Genomic DNA, 21,737 nt, shown 5'->3' on the forward strand with positions numbered 1-21,737 from the left:
GAAATTTATAGTGATTTCTCATTTTATCTTATCATTTGAAAAATAAAAATAGCTTTTTATGATATGATATCTTTCTTCTTATGAACAAGCGTGCTAAAATAGAGTGATGAAAGGAAGGACATTATTATGCAAAATCATATTTATCAAACTTATATTCAAATTTTAAAAGAAGAATTAGTTCCAGCAATGGGCTGTACAGAACCAATTGCGTTGGCATATTGTGCAAGCAAGTGTTTTGATACACTTGATGATAAAGTCCAATCAGTTGATATTTATGTAAGTGGGAATATCGTTAAAAATGTTAAGAGTGTTATTGTCCCTAATACTGATGGATTAAAAGGAATTGAAGCTAGTGTTGCAGCAGGAATTGTAGCAGGACAAAGCAGTAAGATATTAGAAGTGATTTCAGAGGTGACTGCACTTCAAAAAGTTGAGATGAAACACTTTTTAGAAACAGTTCCGATGAAAGTTCATCCTATTGAAAGTGATTGTGCGCTGGATATTTGTGTATGCATTCATGGCTTAGAACATCAGGCAAAAGTACGTATTGCTGGCTATCATACCAATATTGTTTATATTGAAAAAGATGAAGATATTCTTTATCAATCAGGGGTTGTTGCATCAACTGATTCTTCGTTAACTGATCGCAGTTTATTAAATGTTAAGGATATTTATGAATTTGCAACAACGGTTGATTTGGCAGATGTCCAAACCGTTTTACAAAGACAAATTGATTGTAATTTAGCGATTGCTAAGGAAGGAATTGAAAATGACTGGGGTGCCAATATTGGAAGTATATTGCTTAAAACTTACGGTGATGATGTCAAAATAAAAGCTAAGGCTTATGCTGCCGCTGGTAGTGATGCCAGAATGAGTGGCTGTGAAATGCCGGTTATTATTAACTCTGGAAGTGGAAATCAGGGGATGACAGCATCGCTTCCTGTCATCATTTATGCATTAGAAGAAAAAATGTCTCAAGAAAAGTTATATCGTGCATTAATTATTTCTAATTTATGTACAATTCATCAAAAAACAGGAATTGGCAGATTGTCAGCTTATTGTGGGGCTGTCAGTGCGGGAGTTGGAGCAGGATGTGGTATTGCTTATTTAAAAGGTGGCGATTATACAACGATTGCTCATACGCTGGTTAATGCTTTAGCAATTAATTCAGGAATTGTATGTGATGGAGCAAAACCATCATGTGCAGCTAAAATTGCTGAGAGTGTTGATGCTGGTATTTTAGGATACTATATGTATAAGAATGGATATCAGTTTAAAGGTGGCGATGGTATTGTTTCAAAAGGAGTTGAAAATACGATTCGCAATATTGGACGTTTGTCACGTGAAGGTATGAAGGAAACAGATAAAGAAATTATTAAAATGATGTGTGATTAATCATTGATATAAAAATGATGATTTTATTATATAGAAAACATGGAGGATCTCTCACAAGAAATTCTCCATGTTTATTTATTAATATCTGTTAATGCTCCAGTACATGAATCCATGATAAAACCATGAATTGCAATATGAGAGGGAATAAGGGGATGCTTTTTTAGAATATCCACACTTTCTTTAACAGATGTTTTTACATCATCAAATCCACCTAACCATTTTTCAAAATCAATACCACAGTACTGAAGATTTTGTATGACTTCATCATGAATACCCTGATTTTTCATCTTTAATAACATATTCTCAACATCTATATGCTGAACACCACAATCTGTATGTCCAATTACCATAATATCTTCTACTCCTAATTCATATATAGCAATTAATAAGCTTCTCACTGCACTTCCAAAAGGATGAACAATCATTCCACCAGCATTTTTAATAATTTTTGCATCTCCATTTTTTATTCCTAATGCTGCTGGCAGCAATTCTATCAATCTGGTATCCATGCATGTGATAATTGCTAATTTACGATCAGGATATTTACTTGTTAAATAAGGCTGATACTTTTTTTCTTTTACAAATTGACGGTTATATTCTAAAATTTCATTAATCATTTTTTTACTCCTTTTTTTGAGATTATAGCATATCCAAATAGACAATAAAAATAAATAAAGAAATTTATGAATAATTATGCTATAATAACCAACAGGAGTGTGATTATATGAGTTATGAAGTTGTTCTTGATGATTTTCAGGGACCATTAGATTTATTGCTACATCTTATTAAAGATAAACAAATGGATCTTGAAACATTAGAAGTTTCAACAATTACTGATCAGTATTTAGCTTATATTGATCAAATGTCACCAGATCAATTAGAGACAATGTCTGAATATCTTGTGATGGCTGCACAGCTTATTGAGATGAAAAGCAAAATGCTTTTACCTAATGAAAAAGTTGAACTTGATGATGATTATCAAGAAGATCCTCGTGAACAATTAATCAGACGACTCATTGAATATAAAAAGTATAAAGATATCTTAGAGGAATTTAGGGAATCTTATGAACATCGTCAAACATTACATACGAAAGCACCAGCATTAATGGATGATTATGTTGTAGATACAAGTGAAATGATTCCTGATAATTTAGAAGTCTATGATTTGATTCGGGCAATGCAAAAAATGTTTCAAAGAAAAGCTTTAATGACACCTTTGGAATCAAGAATTGCACGTGTAGAAATTTCGATTGAAGAACGTAGTGATCAAATTAGACAATATTTTAAATGTCATAAAAATCAAAGAATTGATTTTGAAGATTTGTTTGAAGAACCGACAAAAGTATTTTTTGTTGTGACATTTTTATCTGTGCTTGTATTGGTTAATACAAATGAATTAATTATTGAACAAGAAGGAAATTTTGAGAAAATATATTTAAAGGAGAATCATTAATGGAACATGATGAAATATTAAGTGTTCTTGAAGGTATGCTTTTTTTATCTGGTGATGAAGGACTGACCATTAAACAGATTTCATCAGTATTACAGCTTACTAAAAAAGAAGCCACACAATATATCGATGAATTAATTCAAATAGTTAATGAAAGGTCAATCAAAGGATTTGAACTTGTTAATTTTGGAGGTGTTTTCAAATTTGCTACACTTTCAAAACATCATGAATATTATCAGCGTATGGTTGAACAAAATGAGAATAGTCTTTCTAATGCAGCATTAGAAACATTAGCTATTATTGCTTATAATCAGCCTGTGACACGTGTACGTATTGAAGAGATACGTGGTGTTGGTTGTGATGCAATGATTCGAAAATTGGTTGCCAAGGCACTGATTAAAGAAGTAGGACGAGAAGAAACACCAGGTAAACCTATTTTATATGGCGTTACTGATGAGTTTATGGATGCATTTTCATTAACGACTTTAGATGAATTACCTGAATTAAAAGAAATCAAAGAAGATTTTGATCAAGAAGATATTTTTAATACAAAATATACTGAAGACGTTGAAGATAATCATTAGATTATCTTTTTTATCTGATAAAAATCTGGATGTGTCAGTTAATATATTTGCTGAAAGCATTGAAGAATAAAAAAATAACTAAGCCATCATTATGATTATGATCTGAATCACACCACTATTATCAAAATAACAGTGATGTTTTAGTATCGATGTGTCATTTTAAATAGAAGGTAATGTAATGTTTGACAATTGCTTTATGCAATTATATAATAAAGTTGTAAAATGTTTCCATTATAAAAAGAAATTCCTCCTTTTTTTGCGTATATATATAATAGGAGGGTAAATAATGGAAGCAGATAAATTAGCACTTGATTATAAGGAAGACCTGTTTTTTAAGTACTACTGTGGCAGTGAGCATCTGGATGCCTTTAGATTCAGAAAGTTCCTGATAGAGAATATCACTCATCTGGATATGACGGATGCAAGAATCAGCAATACCGAACTGACAACTCTGTCCAAGACTGACAAGAGAATCATCATGGATACCTTAATCACAAAGGATGGCTATCAGGTAGATATGGAGATGCAGAATACAATATTGAATTCCTTTCTCAGCAAAAGGTTTCAGTACTATGCATGTAAGAGCATTGTGATACAGCTGGCAGATGGAGAAAAAGACTATGGTAAGCTTAAGGAGTTCTATCTGATTATCTTTATCAATGAAGATAATGTTCATCTCATCAATCATGGAACCCTGAGATATGAGGATGGAAAGCAGATGAGAGACTGTGTGATACATATCTACTATGTGAATCTCAAAGCGATAAACAAAATAGCAGGACAAAGGAAACTAAGCGAGTTTGAGGCAGTGATCTATCTTATGGCAAACAATACAGTAGAAAACATTGAATATGAAGAAAAGGAAGGGATGGTCCAATATATGGAAAGAAGCTATGAAATGTTTAAAGCAGATGGAGCGTTAATTAGAGAGTTGCTGGAGGAAAGAGAAAAGGAGTTCTTTCATGCGATGGAGCTTAATGAAACAAGACAAGAAGGTGAAGAAAAAGGGAAGAGATATGGCATGGTTAATTTACTAAATACACTTATTAAGATGAAATATCATGAAGATGCTGAGAAATGGCTAAGCCAATGTAATGAACAAGAATTCATACAGATACTAACTTTGGTTAATGATAATGTACCTTATGATAGTTTAGTTGAACAGTATATGATGGATTAAAAGAAAAGGGTTATATATTGTATAAGGAATATAATCAAATTCTATCTAGTTAAAAAAGAGTAATGATGAATTAGTGGGTTCTTTCTTGCTTTAGGGTATAAATAAAAAAGGAAGTTTTAATTTCATTGATGAATTCAATGATTTTAAGACTTCTTTGTTTTTATTTACTCAATATTGAGTAAGAATCGAATTAATCGTTACTCCTTTTCTTTCAAATTAATTTATAATAATAGTGCCAACATTAATCATATTCTCATCTCGAAAGGAGGGTTTTAAACCATCTTCAATCATATCAAAATGCTATTTGATTTTAAAGATGATAATATCATTATTGCTGGATTGACTGTTGAAGGAAATACTAAAATGGCTTTTATTGAATACAAACTTATTGATGTATTCTGTTTTGAATGTGATTCTAAAATGTATGTTAATGAAGGTTGGAATGGCACTGTTAAACATTAATATATCTGATAAACCTTTCACAATCTTTTTTAAACATGTTGATATGAAAAGATTATCACTGTTTTCGGGCATTTCGTAGACAATGATCAACTAGGGTGGTAAAAAAATTTTTAAATCACACTGCTATTATCAAAATAATAACGGTGTTTTAGTGTAGATGTACAATTTTAAATAGAAGTTGACATAAAATTTGTTTGACATAAAAGTTAGTCTGTGCTAACATCTAACTCGTGAGTTAGTTGTGACTAACTTTAATGAGGAGGAAATTGCATGTTTGATAAAAGATTGATCAAAGAAATACCTGCTACCAAACCTTTTGTCATGAAACAAGTTTTATGTCTTTGGATAGCATTACTTATGAATATCATATTTACAATGGGACTATGCTTTATGTTTGTTGAATTATTAACAGCAAAGTTCAAAGTGATTTATTTTATTTATGCTTTTTTAATAGCAGCAATCTTATTTGTAATAAGAGCATTTGTTTTAAAAAAGGCAACTCTTTATGCTTATCAGGGAGCTCGCTTAGTTAAAGAGAATTTACGTCAAAGACTTTTTGAAAAAGTCATAAATATAGGAATTCATTATCAGGATTATGTATCGACAAGTGAATTAGTGCAATTATCAGTTGAAGGTATTAATCAATTAGAAACTTATTTTGCTTTATACTTACCACAACTCTTTTATAGTGTCTTAGCTCCAGTAACATTGTTTGTTGTGATTTCTGGTTATGATTTTCTAAGTGCTTTGGTGTTATTTATTTGCGTTCCAATTATTCCTATTTCCATTGTTTGCGTACAGAAATTTGCTAAAAAGTTATTATCAAAATATTGGAAGAGTTATACAACTTTAGGAGATAGTTTTTTAGAAAATCTACAAGGCTTAACAACTCTTAAAATATATCAGAGTGATGGATATAAACAACAACAAATGAATGAAGAAGCAGAAAACTTCAGAAAAGTGACAATGCGTGTTTTAATCATGCAATTAAACAGTATTAGTATTATGGATATTGTTGCTTATGGTGGTGCTGGACTAGGGAGTTATTTAGCTATTCATCATTATATGAATCAACTAGTTGGGTTATTTGGAACTTTATTGATTATTTTGTTGTCATTTGAATTTTTTATTCCTTTACGTCAATTGGGGTCTTTCTTTCATATTGCTATGAATGGAATGGCTGCAAGTGATAAGATTTTTAAGGTCTTAGATATTGAAAATAAGCATCATGGAGAACATCATCTGCATGCTAATGATTTGAGTATTATGATTCAAAATTTATCTTTTCAATATGATTCAAAACGCCCAATATTACAAGATATTTCTTTTGAAATAAAACCAAATCAATTTATTGGAATTGTAGGAGAAAGTGGTTCTGGAAAAAGTACAATTGCTAAATTAATTATGGGTTATCATCAAAATTATCAAGGTGTATTAAAAATACAAGATTATCAAAGATATGATATCAAAGATAATGATTTTGCTAAGAGAGTCACTTATATTACTCATGAACCAATGATTTTTAAAGGAACATTAAGAGAAAATATTGATTTTTATCACCGTTATCAGGATGATGAGATTTTCTCAGTCCTCAAACAAGTATGCTTAGATGAATACTTTTTACAACAAAATGGTTTAGATACAACACTTTTAGAGGCTGGAAGTAATTTATCTGGAGGACAAAAACAGCGTTTAAATTTAGCACGTGCTTTGTTGGCAGATAGTGATATGTATATTTTTGATGAAGCAACAAGTAATATTGATGTTGAAAGTGAAGAAAATATATTATCTGTTATTGAAAAGTTATCACAGACAAAAACAATCATTATGATTACCCATCGTTTAAGTACAGTCGAGCGATGTGATGAAATCTTAGTTATGAAAGATGGTCAACTGATAGAAAAAGGAACACATCATGAGTTAGGAAAACAAAAGGGACTCTATTATCAATTATTGAATCAGCAAAAAGCATTGGAGGTATATCAATGAAGAAAAAAGAAATGAATAATTTTCAAGTCGTTTGGCGCATGATGAAACTGGTGAAACCATTAGCACTTCCTATGTGCTTTGCCATTGTTATGGGAGTCCTTGGCTTTCTATGTGCAATTGGCATACCAGTACTTTCTACAATGGCACTTTTACAAGTAACAGGAATGTATCCCCATTTGCCTCTTGACTTTATTTTGATTATTTTGCTTGCTATGGCAGTTATGCGTGGTGTATTGCATTATGGTGAACAAGCTTCTAATCATTATATTGCCTTTAAACTATTGGCGATTATTCGTGATCATGTTTATACGTCGTTAAGAAGATTAGCTCCAGCAAAATTAGATGGACAGGATAAAGGCAATTTGATTTCCCTTATTACCAATGATATAGAACTCTTAGAGGTTTTTTATGCTCATACGATTTCACCTGTTTTTATTGCAGTTGTGACTTCCTTGATTTTACTTAAATTTTTTGCTCATATGCACATTGTTGCTATGGTGATTGCTTTGCTTGCTTATTTAACTATGGCTATTGTGATTCCTTTCTACGTATTTGATAAAGGAAAAGAGTTGGGACAAAAAAACCGTGATCAAATTGGTCAGATGAGTAGTTATATTTTAGAAAGTTTTAGAGGACTTTCAACAATTTTACAATATGGTATTGGAGCATTACGCATGCAAAAGATGTTAAAACAAAATGAGGATATTGAAAAACTTCAAAAACAAATGAAATCTATTGAATCTTATCAGATTGCAGCTTCACAAATATTAATTTCATTATCAGCAATCATCATGTTTGTCAGTATGTATCTTTTATATCAAAATGATGCAGTCAGCATCTATAGTGTGATTATGTCTACAGTATTAATGATTTCAAGTTTTGGTCCAGTGATGGCTCTATCAAACTTGGCCAATAACCTCTTGTCAACTTTAAGTAGTGGACGTCGTGTGATTGCATTGCTAGATGAAGAAGAATTAATCCATGAAGTCAATCATCAAACAGCAACTTCTTTTGATGATATCTCTGTTGAAAACTTATCATTTGCATATGATGATGAAATGATTTTAAAAGATTTAAATCTTCATTTTCCAAAATATCATAAAATTGGAATTGTTGGGAAGAGTGGTAGCGGCAAATCAACGCTTTTGAAATTATTGATGCGTTTTTATGACCCAACAGAAGGTGTGATTAGAATTGATAATCAATCTTTAAAAATGATTAATACGAAAGATATGCGTCAAATGTTTGCCTATGTCACACAAGAAACTGTGTTATTCCATGATTCTATTTTGAATAATATTAAAATTGCAAATCTTCATGCTAGTGATGAGGATGTCCAATTGGCATGTCAAAAAGCGAGTATTCATGATTTTATTATGTCTCTTCCACAAGGATATCAAACAACAGTTGCTGAATTAGGTTCATCGTTATCGGGTGGGGAAAGACAAAGAATTGGTTTGGCTCGTGCCTTTTTAAGTGATGCTCCATGTATTTTACTAGATGAACCAACAAGCAATTTAGATGTTTTAAATGAAGCATTTATCTTAAAGGCATTGCAAGCTCAAAAAGATAAAACAATTATTTTGGTATCTCATCGTGAATCAACTATGAAAATTACAGATCAAGTGATTGAAATGAATCAAGGAAGAGTGAGTTAATGGAGATTGAAAAAAAGCGTCAAAAAGAAATAGAAATTGTCACTTTAATGATTCGTTTGTATTGTCGTCATCATCAGGATATAGATATGAAAGAACTCATTGATTATGCATCATTACGAATTCAAAAATGTCCAAGAATAAAAAACAAAACTTTCTGTAGTCATTGCCCTATTCACTGTTATGAAAAAACTATGCTTAAAAAAATCAAGAAAGTGATGCGTTATAGTGGTCCCAGAATGATTTTGTATCATCCGATTTATAGTATAAAACATGTGATTTGTCGAAAGAGTATATGAAAGGAAATGTTTTTGGAGAAAGTCATTTCAATAAAAAATGAAAGATAAATGGACACCTCATGTTGATCATGAGGTGTGACATTCATAAGGAGAATGAATATGAAATATATATATATGGTATTAGGTATGATCAGTTTTCTTTTAGGAGCAGTTGGTGTTGTTTTGCCAGTGCTTCCAACAACCCCATTTTTACTTGCTGCTGCTTTTTGTTTTGCAAGAAGTTCAAAAAGAGTGAACGATTGGTTTTTATCCACAAAAATTTATCAAAATCATTTAGATTCATTTGTACAAAATAGAGCCATGACATTAAAAACAAAAATTTGTATTTTAACTTTTGCTTCTTTCATGCTTGCTTTCCCACTCTTTTTATCACAAAATCTTTATTTAAGAATATTTATTGTTTGTTTGTATCTTGTTAAATATTATTATTTTATCTTTAAAATCAAAACAATTTCATCTCAGCGCAGCATATAAAAAAATCAGTGTAGGTAAACTACACTGATTTTCACAATTTCAATATCGAAATTGTTTATGGTTTAACCGATAACTGTTACGTTAGCAGCTTGAGGACCTCTATCTCCTTCAACGATGTCGAATTCAACGTTTTGTCCTTCTTCTAAAGTTTTGAAACCATCAGAGTTGATTGCAGAAAAATGTACAAATACATCTTTACCATCATCAGCAGTGATGAAACCATATCCTTTATCAGATTTAAACCATTTTACTTTACCTGTACTCACTATGAAGTACCTCCTTCAATAATTTGCAAAAAACCAGTACCTCATTTTTAAAACAACTACTAAATCTTTGAAGAAATACTAATACCTTTTTAAAACTGCGTGCTATGTTCCTTTGCTGAAACTATTATATCATAGTCCTTAAAATCATACAAGTTATTGTTGACTTTGGTTGAGTTTTGGGTATCATTTTAATAAATGAAAGAAAAGGTGGATGTCAAATGTTAGAAAAATATGCAGAATTAATTGTCAAACAAGGAGTTAATTTACAAAAAGGTCAAGAATTGGTTATTGATTCCTCAATTGAGTGCTTCGATCTTGTACGTGCAATTGCAAAAGCAGCTTACCAAATTGGGGCAAAAGATGTAATTGTTCATTATACAGATGAAAAAATTTCACGATTACGATATGAAAATTGTCCTCAGGAACATTTTGAAAATATTCCTCAATATTTAGTGGAATTAAGAAATCAGTATGCCTTAAGACATGCTGCTATTGTCACGATTACATCGAGTGATCCAGAAGCAATGAAAGGGATTGATCCACGTAAGATTCAAACATGGAGTGCTGCAATACATAAAGCTTGTCTTACATTTTATGATCATCTTGATTTAGGGATTGACCGTTGGTGTATTGTAGGTGCACCAAGTGTTGGCTGGGCGAATAAGGTTTTTCCTGATATGAGTGATACAGAAGCAGTTAGGGCACTATGGCAAGCTATTTTTAAAGTGACACGCTGTGATCAAAAAGATCCAATAGAAGCATGGAATGAACATCGTCGTTCTTTTGAAAAACGTATTCAAGTATTAAATGAAAAGAAAATAAAATCTTTACATTATACAAATGGTTTAGGAACAGATTTAACTATTGGAATGAATCAGAATTATTTATTTGCGGGTGGAGGAAGTTATACGACAGATGGCATTTATTCTTTTCCAAATATGCCAACAGAAGAAATTTTTACATCACCAAATAAAGATCAAGTCAATGGAATTGTTTATAGTTCAATGCCATTAAATTATAATGGTCATTTAATTGATCGTTTCTCTATAACATTTCAAAATGGTCGAATTGTAGATTATACAGCAGAAGTTGGTTATGATGTTTTGCAAAGTATTATTGAAACTGATGAAGGTAGTCATTATTTAGGAGAAGTTGCATTGGTACCTTATGATTCTCCTATTAGAAATATGGGCATTTTATTTTATAATACTTTATTTGATGAAAATGCTGCCTGCCATTTGGCTATTGGAAAAGGTTTTGGTGAGTGTATGGTTGATGGCTTGAAAATGTCTAAGAAAGAATTGTTTGAAAAAGGTATTAATGATTCATTAACACATGTAGATTTTATGATTGGGACAAAGGACTTATCAATTGTGGCTGTTTTAGAGAATAATGAACAATTTGTTATCTTTAAAGATGGAAACTTTGTATTTTAAAATTGACAAATCGTATGATTTTCATTAATATGTAAAATTAGAGCGACATAAGGAGGGAATATCATGTCAGAATTTATTGAAGAAGTTAAGAAACGTAGAACTTTTGCAATTATTTCCCATCCAGATGCTGGGAAAACAACTTTAACAGAAAAATTCCTTCTTTATGGAGGAGCGATTCAAGAAGCGGGAATGGTTAAAGGGAAAAGACAGTCTAAACATGCTGTAAGTGACTGGATGGAAATAGAAAAACAAAGAGGAATTTCTGTAACCTCTTCGGTTTTGCAATTTAATTATGATGGTTTTTGTATTAATATTTTGGATACACCAGGCCATCAGGATTTCTCGGAAGATACTTATCGTACATTAATGGCAGCAGATAGTGCTGTGATGGTTATTGATGGTTCAAAGGGTGTCGAAGATCAGACAAGAAAATTATTTAAGGTTTGTGCAATGCGCCATATTCCGATTTTTACCTTTATTAATAAAATGGATAGAGAAGCAAAAGATCCTTATGAATTAATGGAAGAAATTGAACGTGAATTAGGTGTTGAAACTTGTGCAGTCAATTGGCCAATTGGCTGTGGAAAAGAGTTTAAGGGTGTATATGAACGTCATAATGAGGAAGTCATTCGCTTTATGCCTGTTCAAGGTGGTAAAAAAGAGGTTGATGTTGAAGTCTGCTCAGCACATGATGAGACATTAAGTGAAGCATTAGGTGAAAGATTATATCAACAATTACAAGATGATATTGAATTATTGGATGGAGCAGCTGCTGAATTTGATTTAGAACGTGTACAAAAAGGCGAATTATCACCTGTTTGCTTTGGTTCCGCTTTAACAAATTTTGGGGTAGAACCTTTCTTAAAACACTTTTTAGATATGACAACATCACCATTACCTCGTCAAAGTAATATTGGTGAAATTGATCCTTTATCAGAAGAGTTTAGTGCTTTTGTTTTTAAGATTCAAGCCAATATGAATAAGGCACACCGTGATAGAATGGCATTTATGCGTATTTGTTCAGGAAAGTTTACAAAAGGTATGGAAGTTTTCCATTATCAAGGGAATAAAAAGATTAAATTAAATCAGTCTAAACAGATTATGGCTGAAAACCGTGAAGAAGTTGAAGAGGCTTTTTCTGGTGATATTATTGGTGTTTTTGATCCAGGAATTTTCTCAATTGGTGATACATTGTGTATGCCTAAGAAAAAGTTTGCTTTTGAAGGGATACCAACATTTGCGCCTGAACACTTTGCTATGATTAGAAATACGGATACAATGAAACGTAAGCAATTTGTGAAGGGTGTGGAACAGATTGCTCAAGAAGGTGCAATTCAGATATTTACTGAATTAGGCGGTGGTATGGAAGAGATTATTGTAGGCGTTGTTGGTGTTTTACAATTTGAAGTTTTATCATATCGCTTAAAAAATGAATATAATGTTGATATTGTCAATACACCATTAGCATATCAGCATATTCGTTGGATTCAAAATAAGGATATTGATTTGAAATCATTGAATTTATCTTCAGATACAAAGAAAGTTCAGGATTTAAAAGGACAATACTTATTATTGTTTTCAAATGAGTGGGGTGTGCGTTGGGCAACTGACAAAAATCCAGATTTACAATTAACAGAGTTTTCACAAAATTAGATCTTCGTTTAGGGGCTCTGTGTCAAGAGTGGAGGATAAAGGAATAACTATTGAAAAATAGGGATTCCTTTTTTTCTGTCTTTATAAGTAAAAGTATAACTATATCCAAGATGTAAAAATATGCGTTTTCTTAAATTGTAGAAATATCTGAAACCATATGCATTCCTTTTGACAAGTTTGATTTTATTATTCATTCCTTCAATGAATCCATTATTAAAGCTCGTTCTATATGATCTGTTTCTTCTTTTGTATATGGTTGTATAGGATAATGAACATAAAAGAGGAATAAACCATCTCTTTCTAAAGTTTTTAGCAGTTATCTGATAATAACTATTTTGAGTATCAAAGATATAATCAAGCCATCTGTTTAATTCTTTTTTGTAGTCATTATGTTTTTCATGTATAAGTTTCAATAGATTCTGATAAATTTCATAGTTATCAAGCATTTCTAAAATGACAAGAGAATCGAACATAGTATTATCATCACAGTCTTTATCATTTCTTCTTTCACTAAGATCATAAAGATAATCAATATAGGAAGCACAGGTAAAGTATCTTTTCAGATGAAAATCATACCATGTCTTTTCATTATCCAGATCTTTTCTGAATTTATAGAATAATCGAAGCTGTCTTTTGATAGATTTAGCTAATGGCTGATAGTGAAGAGAAGAACAGGCATCGAGTCTTGACTGGATAAAATTCTGACCAGCAAGTCTGACGTAATGAAACCTGTCACATATAATCTGGGCATGAGGGAAAAGAGAATGCATAATACAGTAAAAAGGACCAGAAAGATCCATAATGATAAACTTAACCTTCTTTCTTTCAGAGAAGGGAAACCTAAGGAAATAGTTTTTCAGGAAGGAAGCTTTTCTATCTTCGATAATATCAAGAGTTTTACCAGTGATAGGATTGACTATATTAAAAGCATAAGTTCCCTTATCGCTGGTAGCCTTAAATTCATCAATAGAGATAACAGAGGAAAGATGATAGAATCTATCAGGAATATGGATATTTTCACTGAAGATGCGATACATAGTATTTTTACCAAGGCCATGCATTCTGGAGATGGAAGCCATAGAATGATTTTCATTCAATTCAAAAAGAGCGGACTGAACATTAGGAATAGTAGCCTTTCTATTGTAAAACTGAAAAGGAATATCTTCAACGAAATAGGAAGAACAGTCATGACAAATATATCTGTGATAGGAAACCACAAGAACGACAGGGAGAGAGCCAAAGGAGAAATGCTTAAGATTGATAGATCTTGTTCCTTTAGATATGTGATGATTATATGAACCGCAGTGAGGACAGACAAGAGGAGAGACTTGAGATTTAAGATGGATGAATAAAGTGAGAACACCGTTAGAATCAGGAACTTTTTTAAGACATGAAGAAGAATCATCAAAGGGAGCAGGAATAAAAAGATGAGAAAAATGATTAATTTGTAGAATTTCAAGAATAAGATTGATATAATCAGAAGTGGACATAATATATAACCTCCAAAGAATTTTAGTTAGCACATAAATTTTACAGTAAGGTTATAGTTATGTCTATTTTTATATAAAAAATAAAACTGAAAGATTTATTTAAATCCTCCAGTTAAATTATAGAGCCCGTTTAGGAAGGTCTTTTTTGCTTGTGAAAAAGTTAATGATGTGAAAAGTGACATCTTGCTTTTTTGGGATAAAAAAAAGTGATAGAATAATGAAAAGGAGGTGTCGCTTGTGGCTAATGAAGGAAAACGTTGTTATTGTCGCTGTATTAAAGAAATGACAATGATTATTGGAAAAGAAGAAATGGTTATCTTTGCATTTAAGAAAGTTTATCCTTGTATGATTAGGACAAGTGACATGGAGGTTAATTATTATAAAATATATGGAGAAGAGTTTTCATTAAGCTGTAGTGAGGTAGAATTTAAGGAACATTTTAAGCTCATTATTCATACACAACATGATTAGAATTTTGAAGATGGGTTTGTTTTTTGAAAAAAATATGTTATGATGTCTTGAGAAAGGGTGATAAATTTGTCGAAAAAAACATTTGAAATATCAAATATTCAGACGGTTGAAGATTTGAATAAATTAAGTCTTGAACTCAATTCTAGAGAACAAGTCTCACATATTAAAATAAATAAAGGCAGTATTACTTTTAACTGTATTGATATTGATGCCTTATTACGCCTTATTCATGGGATTAATAAAGAATTGGTGATTAAAGAGGTTATTGATGGTACAAAACGTCAATATGATTTTGCTCAAAAAAAGGAAGTAAAACATTACTTTATGTTTAGAAACCTTATGACTGAAGATGATATTGAAGTATTGGTAAAAAATCTTGAAGATGATCAAAGATACCATGATGTTTATTATGATTCACAAAATAAACTGTTAACCCTTATTTCTTCACAACGTGATGTTTTAAGCTTGGTACGTAAAGAACTCTTTAAAATTAATCCTTCTATAGATATGATTGAACATCGAAAACCAATTCGTTCACAAGATGTTTTTAATCAGAAATATATTCAAACTTATATTCGTGTTGGTATTTTTCTTGTTGTGATTGCATTGGCTTTGATTACTTCAAAAGATCATAGTCAGTTAACACCTTTTTTATGGTTAGCAACGATGTTATTATTGGCTGAACAATTATTAAGAAAAGCCTTTAAAGATATAAAACAAAAACATATCTTAACAGAAGATGTTTTGGCATTGTGTGCAATGCTTATGGGTGTTGTTTCAGGTGCTTATTTTGAAACATGCTTAGCTGTAGTTTTGTATGAAGCGACAACACCACTGCTTAATAAATTCTTAGAGCACTCATTAGAAAAAATAGATCGTGCTGTTGAAATGCCTGAAACTGGCACAAGAGTGGTAGATGATCATGAGGAAACAGTGTCTTTGTATGAAATAGAAGTTGGAGATATTCTTGTTATTAAACCTGGTGAAACTGTTCCTATTCCTGGAAAAGTGACCAAAGGGCCTTCTGAATTAAATACTTATTCTAATACTAGTACTTATGAACTTGTAAAAGTGAAAAGAGGAAGTGAAGTTCATAGTGGTGATGTGAATGCTGGTCAAAATCCAATTTATGTTAAAGTGAGCGAAACTTATGAAAGTTCTAATTATATTGAATTGATGAATATTGCAAGTGTTGCACCGGCATATGAGTCAAAGATAGAAAAATATACAAAAACTTTATCAAAATTTTATACACCATTAATGGTTATCTTAGGGCTTGGATTAGGTATTATTTTACCAATTGTTAATTTTAAAGATTATGGACAATATATTCATGTAGGAGCTATCTTGTTATTGTTATCTGGAGCTTTATCTAGTGATCAATCTACATCATTAGGAATGTTAGCAGGATTTGCAAAAGCTTTTCAAAATGGTATTATTGTGGAATCATCTTTAGGATTAGATTCTATTAATGCTGCTCAAACGATTGTTTATGATCGTTTTGATGGTGTTGAAGTAAGTGAAGAAGAATTAGAATTGTTTAAGAAATTATCACATATGGGAAGAACATTGGTTATTTTTAATGATGGACCTGTGGCTTTAGAAAATGATCAATATACAATTTATAATGATTTGACTGTTGAAGAAAAATTAGAAAAAATGGATACATTGATTGGACCAATTGTCTATATTGGTGATAGTTTTAAAGATATTGCACTTTTACAAAAGAGTTTTGTTGGGATATCACGTGGTGGTCTAGCAGATTCTAAAGTGGTTGAAAATAGTGATGTTGTTTTGATCGATTCACAATTAAATCGGGTTTATGAAACATTCATCATTGCAAGAAATATGCGTACAATTGCTGTAGCAAATCATATTTTAACTTTATCTATGAAGTTAGCTATATTGATTTTGGTTATTTCTTTTACAGCTTTACCACTTTGGGGTGTTGTTCTGGCTGAGTTTTTAGTCAGTGCCTTTGTCATGGTGAGTGCTACACATATTTTAGAGTAGACTTGTTCTACTCTTTTTTTGGAAGTCTTGAAACAATAGGGAAAGGAAATACAAAATGAAATATCATGTTGATGAAGAAATGTTATTAATGGATTTTTTATTAGTGAAAACCCAGAGAAAAAGAAATGATATTAAACGTTTGCTGAAATTTGAAAATGTTTATGTAGATGGGCATATTGAAACTTATTATGCATATCATTTACAAGTAGGACAAACTGTTGAGATTAGTGCAAAAAAAGAGGACAAATTACCGTTTCCAATTATCTATGAAGATAAAGAATTGATTGTTATTGAAAAACCATGTGGTTTATTAAGTGAACAAACATCTGGAGAATCTCAAAAAACAGCTTACTTTATAGTAAAGCAATATTTAAAAAAGAAAAAAGAAAATATTTATTTAGTTCATCGTTTGGATCAATATACATCAGGAATATTAATGTTTGTAAAAAGTAAAAAATTATATGAACTCTTAACTCATGATTGGAATCATTATGTCAAGATAAGAGGATATATTGCTATTGTTGAAGGCATGATGAAAAAGCCAAAAGGAACAATTGAAAATTATTTAGCGGAATCAAAAACTCAGACTGTCTATATTTCAACAAAAGACCAGGGGAAAAAAGCGATTACTCATTATAAACAGATTCAAACAAATAAACGTTATAGTATGTTAGAAATCTATTTAGATACGGGTCGCAAAAATCAAATTCGTGTACATCTTTCATCATTACATCATCCAATTATTGGAGATGATAAGTATGGAGCGAAAACCAATCCAATTAGAAGATTGGGATTGCATGCTCATGAATTGATGTTTATTCATCCATTAACTCACAAAGAGATGCGATTTACCTCTCAAACACCAGATTCTTTTCAAAAACTCTTCAAAAAAGGTTGACAGAAACGATTTAATTCGTTATGATGTATCAGTAAATGAAAAGTAGTGGAAAGAAGAAGTGCCTACTTCTCGCCTGAGTGTCAGTAACGCTAGGCTAACGTCACTAAGATATCATATCTTAATGTCAATATGTGGGTGCTTTATGTACTCACTTTTTATTTGTACTACAAAATTTATAGGAGGTGGCTATTATTAGCAAGTATAACAACCAACAAACAAATGATGACTTGGTGAATGAAAAAATTCGTTTTAAAGAAGTTTTAGTTATTGATCAAAACGGTGATCAATTAGGCGTTCTGTCACGTAATCAAGCTTTGCATACTGCTTCTGATGCAAATTTAGACTTGGTTTGTGTGGCTCCGAAAGCTGCAACTCCAGTATGTCGTATTATGGACTATGGGAAATATCGTTTTGAACAACAAAAGAAACAAAAAGAAATGAAGAAAAATTCTAAAGTTGTCTCTTTAAAAGAAACGCAATTATCTCCAACGATTGATGTTCATGATAAGAACGTAAAACTCAAAAGAACAATTAAAATGTTAGAGGCAGGAGATAAAGTAAAAGTAGCTGTACGTTTTAGAGGAAGACAATTAGCTCATATTGATATTGGTCAAAAAATACTAGAAGATTTCGTTGCTGAATGTGCTGACTATTGTATTGTTGAAAAGCCAGCAAAAATGGAAGGACGAACATTGATTGCTATATTAGCACCAAAGAAGAAATAAACAGGAGGACAAAATTATGCCAAAAATGAAATCTCACAGTGGTCTAAAAAAACGTTTAAAAAGAACAGGTTCAGGGAAATTGAAACGTAGTCATGCGTATGTTTCACATTTATCTCATAACAAGACTCATAAACAAAAGAAACACTTAGCAAAAGCAACTTTAGTACACCCTTCAGATATGAAGAGAATTAAATCTAGATTACAAGGGTAATAAATAGGAGGAAAAACATATGGCAAGAGTTAAAGGTGGATATACAACTAGACGTAGAAGAAAGAAAATCTTAAAATTAGCTAAAGGATATTTTGGTTCTAAGCATACATTATATAAAACAGCTAATGAACAAGTCATGAACTCATTAGAATATGCATATAGAGATAGAAGAAACTTAAAACGTGAAATGAGAAAATTATGGATTGCACGTATTAATGCTGCTGCAAGAATGAATGATATTTCTTATTCTCAATTAATGCATGGTTTAAAATTAGCAAATGTTGAAATTAACAGAAAAATGTTATCTGAAATTGCAATTGCTGATCCAAAAGGATTTACTGCAATTGTTGATTCAGCTAAAAAAGCATTAGCAAAATAATGAAAACTGCACATGAGTGTAGTTTTTTTATATTTTATTATGTAATCGCTTTCTGTTGACATTTTTAGAGAGTTGTTTATAATTATATGTAGCATGCTACATATAATAGGGAGATATAAAATGAATGAACAGGATATCAGTGTTTTGATTTATAAAATGTCAAGTGCTATAGTGACATATATCAATCATGAATTGAATGCTTATCATTTGACTTTTCAGCAATTTTCTATTCTTCGTTATATCAGTCAACAAGATGATGAAGTCATAGGAAAAGATATTTGTCAGTTTTTAGGTGTTTCGCATCCTACTGCTGTTGGGTTGACATCAAGAATGGTGAGAAATAATCTTTTAATCGCATCTATCTCATCAAATGATCGTAGACAGACAGCTTTTTGTTTGAGTCAATATGGTCAGGAGATTTTAACACAAACGCAAAGTCTTATTGATCAGGTAGAAACGCAAATAGCAGATGGTTTGGGTGAGAACAGTGAAACTTTTAAACAGTGTTTATTATCTTTAGAAGAGATTTTTTAATATGAGGGAGGAAAAAATGTGGGGACTTTAAAGTTTTCTTTAAAAATGTTAAAAAAGGAATATAAAAAGAGTTTTGTCTATACACTCACGTTATGTTTGACGATTGCTGTTACTTTTCTTTTTTTTAATATTATTGATAATGTTTATTTAATGGAACATGTATCAGCCAATCATTCATTGTCTGGTTTAGATATTCCATTTTCTTCAACATTATCTTTTATCATTATTATTTTTTGTGCCTTTATGATTATCTTTGCAAATAATTTTTATATATCTAGAAAAACAAAAGAAATTGCTATTATGACAATGTCAGGTGCAAGTTTTTTAGATACAACCATGTATTTGTTTTATCAAAATTTTATCATGACATTGATTGCTTTTCCACTTGGAATTGGGATTGGCTTTGTGATGTCGATAGGTGTGAATCAGTGTATCTATCAATATTTAAGTTATCAGGCACCTTTTTTATATGTTCCATTCAATGCTATCAGTGATACTTTGATTTGTATATGTGCAATTATTGGTGCACAATTAATTTATGCATCAGGGTTTGTTTATCGAAAAGATATTCAATATATGTTATCGCAAGAACATAGTGCACAAGTAAAAGATGAACGAATTATTCAACTACCATCAGCTATGTATTGGCTGGTTTATATTTTGGGTCTCGTTCTTCTTATCAGTGTTCCTTATGATGCAACATCAGCACTTTTTCCCTGCTGTATTGGAACTTTAGGGATTGGAGGTATGTTAAAATATTGTTTCCCAGCGCTCTTTAAAAAAATCAAAGAACGACGTCTGATTGCAGATAAATTGTGGTTAATTGCCCTTTCTAATCTTTATGCTTCCTTGCGACGTGCAGTTTTACTGATTGAAATCTATGCAATATCAAGTAGTGTTATGATTGCTATTATGATTTCACAGCAGGAGAATCCACGTGAAATGATAACCGCTATTATTGGTTTTATCGTTGTAATTTTACTCTTGCTGGCTAGTATTCTTTATAAATATACAATGGAAGCCACAACAAGACATATGTTTTATTATAACTTATATAAATTAGGTTATACTTATCGACAATTATTATCGATTATCAAAAAAGAAGTTATTTCATTTTATGTGATTTTAATTGGATTACCTTTATTCTATATTGGTATTACATTAATACGTGCTTTTTTACATCAGGGAATTACATTATCATTCTTCATAACGGTTTTTTTGGCTCAGATATTACCAGCATTATTAGCCGGTATATTAACATATATATCATATAAAAATTCTGTTTTATTGGTTTTAAAGGAAGGGGTTCATTATGAATAAAGAAATTTTAGTTGCGGATCATGTCACAAAAATATATGGTGTAGAAACCAAAAATCCAGTGACTGCATTGTTAGATGTTTCATTAAAAATGTATGAAGGTGATTTTATTTGTGTTATGGGACCATCAGGCTCAGGAAAATCAACATTTATCAATAATCTTTCAACCATTGATGTACCTACCAAAGGTCGAGTTTATATTAATGGGAAAGAAGTCAGAACGATGGGAGAAAATGAGGTTGGTCGTTTTCGCTATGAAAATTTAGGATTCATTTTTCAGGAGTTTAATCTGCTTGATTCATTAACGATTTTTGAAAATATTGCTGTACCATTATCTTTAGCAAATAAAAATATCAAAGACATTAATGAACGTGTACATCAAGTAGCACAAAAATTAAATGTTCATCAATTGTTAGATAAATATCCTCATGAATGTTCAGGTGGACAAAGACAACGTGCCGCTATCGCAAGAGCATTAGTGACAAATCCTAAATTAATTGTTGCAGATGAGCCAACTGGAAATTTAGATAGTCAAAATTCTCATGAATTATTAGAATTATTTAAAAATTTGAATGATCAAGAAGGTGTCTCTATCTTGATGGTGACTCATGATTCAATGATTGCGAGTTATTCTCAAAAACTTCTTTATATTAAAGATGGTGAAATTGCTGAAACGATTGAACGCGGTGATTTATCACAAAAGGATTATTTTTATAAGATTGTTGATGTGAATTCAGTTGAATCTCAAAAACTATTCGTTGATTAACAGGCTATGCCTGTTTTTTGTTTATTTTTGATAAAATATGTGCATACTTTGTTTGGTTCATATTCAGTTGAAATTATTTGTCTAAGATAG

General features: G+C 31.1%; 23 protein-coding genes and 1 other annotated feature. Of the genes, 20 read left to right on the top strand and 3 right to left on the bottom strand.

All coding sequences use genetic code 11. From position 1 onward, the window contains the following. The first annotated feature begins 126 nt into the window (after window positions 1–126). Window positions 127–1,395, top strand: a complete 1,269-nt coding sequence (locus BN1865_RS06405) for an L-cysteine desulfidase family protein (protein WP_050636419.1) — start codon at window positions 127–129, stop codon at window positions 1,393–1,395. Window positions 1,396–1,466: 71 nt separating this feature from the next. Here the strand turns inward: BN1865_RS06405 and BN1865_RS06410 are convergent, their stop codons facing one another. Next, on the bottom strand, window positions 1,467–2,012 hold the full coding sequence (locus BN1865_RS06410) for a beta-class carbonic anhydrase (protein ID WP_050636420.1): 546 nt from the start codon (window positions 2,010–2,012) through the stop codon (window positions 1,467–1,469). 107 nt (window positions 2,013–2,119) lie between these two features. Here BN1865_RS06410 and BN1865_RS06415 point away from each other — a divergent pair, with 107 nt between their 5' ends. The 8 genes from BN1865_RS06415 (at window position 2,120) to BN1865_RS06445 (ending at window position 9,488) form a co-directional block, all read left to right on the top strand. Next, window positions 2,120–2,848, top strand: coding sequence for a segregation/condensation protein A (locus tag BN1865_RS06415; protein WP_050636421.1), 729 nt, complete (start codon window positions 2,120–2,122; stop codon window positions 2,846–2,848). Beyond that, on the top strand, window positions 2,848–3,429 hold the full coding sequence (gene scpB, locus BN1865_RS06420) for an SMC-Scp complex subunit ScpB (protein ID WP_050636422.1): 582 nt from the start codon (window positions 2,848–2,850) through the stop codon (window positions 3,427–3,429). Before BN1865_RS06415 ends, scpB begins: the two co-directional genes overlap by 1 nt. Before the next feature lie 286 nt (window positions 3,430–3,715). Continuing rightward, on the top strand, window positions 3,716–4,609 hold the full coding sequence (locus tag BN1865_RS06425; RefSeq protein WP_050636423.1) for a hypothetical protein: 894 nt from the start codon (window positions 3,716–3,718) through the stop codon (window positions 4,607–4,609). A 297-nt stretch (window positions 4,610–4,906) separates the two neighbouring features. Next, window positions 4,907–5,071: a hypothetical protein gene (locus BN1865_RS18345; protein WP_157844095.1), complete on the top strand. Its 165-nt coding sequence runs from the start codon at window positions 4,907–4,909 to the stop codon at window positions 5,069–5,071. Between the two features lie 270 nt (window positions 5,072–5,341). Then, window positions 5,342–7,060, top strand: a complete 1,719-nt coding sequence (locus BN1865_RS06430; protein WP_050636424.1) for an ABC transporter ATP-binding protein/permease — start codon at window positions 5,342–5,344, stop codon at window positions 7,058–7,060. Next, the gene (locus BN1865_RS06435; protein ID WP_050636425.1) at window positions 7,057–8,718 is read left to right on the top strand and encodes an amino acid ABC transporter ATP-binding/permease protein; all 1,662 of its coding nucleotides are present in this window, start codon (window positions 7,057–7,059) and stop codon (window positions 8,716–8,718) included. Before BN1865_RS06430 ends, BN1865_RS06435 begins: the two co-directional genes overlap by 4 nt. Then, window positions 8,718–9,014 (top strand): nitrous oxide-stimulated promoter family protein, encoded by a 297-nt coding sequence (locus BN1865_RS06440; RefSeq protein WP_050636426.1) that lies wholly within the window; start codon window positions 8,718–8,720, stop codon window positions 9,012–9,014. The genes BN1865_RS06435 and BN1865_RS06440 overlap by 1 nt, the downstream gene beginning before the upstream one ends. 99 nt (window positions 9,015–9,113) lie before the next feature. Beyond that, a complete protein-coding gene (locus BN1865_RS06445; protein WP_050636427.1) occupies window positions 9,114–9,488 on the top strand; it encodes a YbaN family protein in 375 nt (124 codons plus the stop codon). A gap of 62 nt (window positions 9,489–9,550) precedes the next feature. On the opposite strand, the gene BN1865_RS06450 is transcribed toward BN1865_RS06445, so the two are convergent. Further along, window positions 9,551–9,754, bottom strand: coding sequence for a cold-shock protein (locus BN1865_RS06450; protein WP_050636428.1), 204 nt, complete (start codon window positions 9,752–9,754; stop codon window positions 9,551–9,553). Window positions 9,755–9,972: 218 nt separating this feature from the next. Here BN1865_RS06450 and BN1865_RS06455 point away from each other — a divergent pair, with 218 nt between their 5' ends. Beyond that, window positions 9,973–11,190 carry an aminopeptidase gene (locus BN1865_RS06455; RefSeq protein WP_050636429.1) on the top strand — a complete coding sequence of 406 codons (1,218 nt, stop codon included), beginning with the start codon at window positions 9,973–9,975 and terminating at the stop codon, window positions 11,188–11,190. Between the two features lie 63 nt (window positions 11,191–11,253). Further along, entirely contained in the window at window positions 11,254–12,843 is a 1,590-nt protein-coding gene (locus BN1865_RS06460; RefSeq protein WP_050636430.1) for a peptide chain release factor 3, read from the top strand. A gap of 47 nt (window positions 12,844–12,890) precedes the next feature. Here the strand turns inward: BN1865_RS06460 and BN1865_RS17925 are convergent, their stop codons facing one another. Beyond that, on the bottom strand, window positions 12,891–14,333 hold the full coding sequence (locus tag BN1865_RS17925) for an ISL3 family transposase (RefSeq protein WP_050636206.1): 1,443 nt from the start codon (window positions 14,331–14,333) through the stop codon (window positions 12,891–12,893). 237 nt (window positions 14,334–14,570) lie between these two features. Here BN1865_RS17925 and BN1865_RS06475 point away from each other — a divergent pair, with 237 nt between their 5' ends. The 9 genes from BN1865_RS06475 to BN1865_RS06515 all read left to right on the top strand — a co-directional run bounded on the left by BN1865_RS06475 (window position 14,571) and on the right by BN1865_RS06515 (window position 21,647). Continuing rightward, window positions 14,571–14,804, top strand: coding sequence for a hypothetical protein (locus tag BN1865_RS06475; protein ID WP_050636431.1), 234 nt, complete (start codon window positions 14,571–14,573; stop codon window positions 14,802–14,804). Window positions 14,805–14,861: 57 nt separating this feature from the next. After that, entirely contained in the window at window positions 14,862–16,817 is a 1,956-nt protein-coding gene (locus BN1865_RS06480) for a P-type ATPase actuator domain-containing protein (RefSeq protein WP_445082205.1), read from the top strand. A 55-nt stretch (window positions 16,818–16,872) separates the two neighbouring features. Further along, on the top strand, window positions 16,873–17,715 hold the full coding sequence (locus tag BN1865_RS06485; RefSeq protein ID WP_050636432.1) for an RluA family pseudouridine synthase: 843 nt from the start codon (window positions 16,873–16,875) through the stop codon (window positions 17,713–17,715). A gap of 44 nt (window positions 17,716–17,759) precedes the next feature. Further along, window positions 17,760–17,881, top strand: a sequence feature (ribosomal protein L20 leader region). 16 nt (window positions 17,882–17,897) lie between these two features. Continuing rightward, window positions 17,898–18,440, top strand: coding sequence for a translation initiation factor IF-3 (infC, locus tag BN1865_RS06490; protein WP_082189914.1), 543 nt, complete (start codon window positions 17,898–17,900; stop codon window positions 18,438–18,440). A gap of 16 nt (window positions 18,441–18,456) precedes the next feature. After that, complete coding sequence (rpmI, locus tag BN1865_RS06495) at window positions 18,457–18,651, top strand: 50S ribosomal protein L35 (RefSeq protein ID WP_028043954.1); 195 nt, start codon at window positions 18,457–18,459, stop codon at window positions 18,649–18,651. A gap of 19 nt (window positions 18,652–18,670) precedes the next feature. Beyond that, window positions 18,671–19,030: a 50S ribosomal protein L20 gene (gene rplT / locus BN1865_RS06500; protein WP_050636434.1), complete on the top strand. Its 360-nt coding sequence runs from the start codon at window positions 18,671–18,673 to the stop codon at window positions 19,028–19,030. A gap of 120 nt (window positions 19,031–19,150) precedes the next feature. Continuing rightward, window positions 19,151–19,564 carry a MarR family winged helix-turn-helix transcriptional regulator gene (locus tag BN1865_RS06505; RefSeq protein WP_050636435.1) on the top strand — a complete coding sequence of 138 codons (414 nt, stop codon included), beginning with the start codon at window positions 19,151–19,153 and terminating at the stop codon, window positions 19,562–19,564. Window positions 19,565–19,582: 18 nt separating this feature from the next. Further along, the gene (locus BN1865_RS06510) at window positions 19,583–20,884 is read left to right on the top strand and encodes an FtsX-like permease family protein (RefSeq protein ID WP_050636436.1); all 1,302 of its coding nucleotides are present in this window, start codon (window positions 19,583–19,585) and stop codon (window positions 20,882–20,884) included. Beyond that, a complete protein-coding gene (locus tag BN1865_RS06515; RefSeq protein ID WP_050636437.1) occupies window positions 20,877–21,647 on the top strand; it encodes an ABC transporter ATP-binding protein in 771 nt (256 codons plus the stop codon). The genes BN1865_RS06510 and BN1865_RS06515 overlap by 8 nt, the downstream gene beginning before the upstream one ends. Window positions 21,648–21,737 lie beyond the last annotated feature (90 nt).

The organism is Candidatus Stoquefichus sp. SB1 (genome assembly GCF_001244545.1).
In the GTDB taxonomy this organism is placed as follows: domain Bacteria; phylum Bacillota_I; class Bacilli_A; order Erysipelotrichales; family Coprobacillaceae; genus Stoquefichus.

Excerpts from the sequence above, each read along its gene's own strand:
- BN1865_RS06405 (WP_050636419.1), top strand. The coding sequence starts at position 127 with ATGCAAAATCATATTTATCAAACTTATATTCAAATTTTAAAAGAAGAA.
- BN1865_RS06410 (WP_050636420.1), bottom strand. The coding sequence starts at position 2,012 with ATGATTAATGAAATTTTAGAATATAACCGTCAATTTGTAAAAGAAAAA.
- BN1865_RS06415 (WP_050636421.1), top strand. The coding sequence starts at position 2,120 with ATGAGTTATGAAGTTGTTCTTGATGATTTTCAGGGACCATTAGATTTA.
- scpB (WP_050636422.1), top strand. The coding sequence starts at position 2,848 with ATGGAACATGATGAAATATTAAGTGTTCTTGAAGGTATGCTTTTTTTA.
- BN1865_RS06425 (WP_050636423.1), top strand. The coding sequence starts at position 3,716 with ATGGAAGCAGATAAATTAGCACTTGATTATAAGGAAGACCTGTTTTTT.
- BN1865_RS18345 (WP_157844095.1), top strand. The coding sequence starts at position 4,907 with ATGCTATTTGATTTTAAAGATGATAATATCATTATTGCTGGATTGACT.
- BN1865_RS06430 (WP_050636424.1), top strand. The coding sequence starts at position 5,342 with ATGTTTGATAAAAGATTGATCAAAGAAATACCTGCTACCAAACCTTTT.
- BN1865_RS06435 (WP_050636425.1), top strand. The coding sequence starts at position 7,057 with ATGAAGAAAAAAGAAATGAATAATTTTCAAGTCGTTTGGCGCATGATG.
- BN1865_RS06440 (WP_050636426.1), top strand. The coding sequence starts at position 8,718 with ATGGAGATTGAAAAAAAGCGTCAAAAAGAAATAGAAATTGTCACTTTA.
- BN1865_RS06445 (WP_050636427.1), top strand. The coding sequence starts at position 9,114 with ATGAAATATATATATATGGTATTAGGTATGATCAGTTTTCTTTTAGGA.
- BN1865_RS06455 (WP_050636429.1), top strand. The coding sequence starts at position 9,973 with ATGTTAGAAAAATATGCAGAATTAATTGTCAAACAAGGAGTTAATTTA.
- BN1865_RS06460 (WP_050636430.1), top strand. The coding sequence starts at position 11,254 with ATGTCAGAATTTATTGAAGAAGTTAAGAAACGTAGAACTTTTGCAATT.
- BN1865_RS17925 (WP_050636206.1), bottom strand. The coding sequence starts at position 14,333 with ATGTCCACTTCTGATTATATCAATCTTATTCTTGAAATTCTACAAATT.
- BN1865_RS06485 (WP_050636432.1), top strand. The coding sequence starts at position 16,873 with ATGAAATATCATGTTGATGAAGAAATGTTATTAATGGATTTTTTATTA.
- rpmI (WP_028043954.1), top strand. The coding sequence starts at position 18,457 with ATGCCAAAAATGAAATCTCACAGTGGTCTAAAAAAACGTTTAAAAAGA.
- rplT (WP_050636434.1), top strand. The coding sequence starts at position 18,671 with ATGGCAAGAGTTAAAGGTGGATATACAACTAGACGTAGAAGAAAGAAA.
- BN1865_RS06505 (WP_050636435.1), top strand. The coding sequence starts at position 19,151 with ATGAATGAACAGGATATCAGTGTTTTGATTTATAAAATGTCAAGTGCT.
- BN1865_RS06515 (WP_050636437.1), top strand. The coding sequence starts at position 20,877 with ATGAATAAAGAAATTTTAGTTGCGGATCATGTCACAAAAATATATGGT.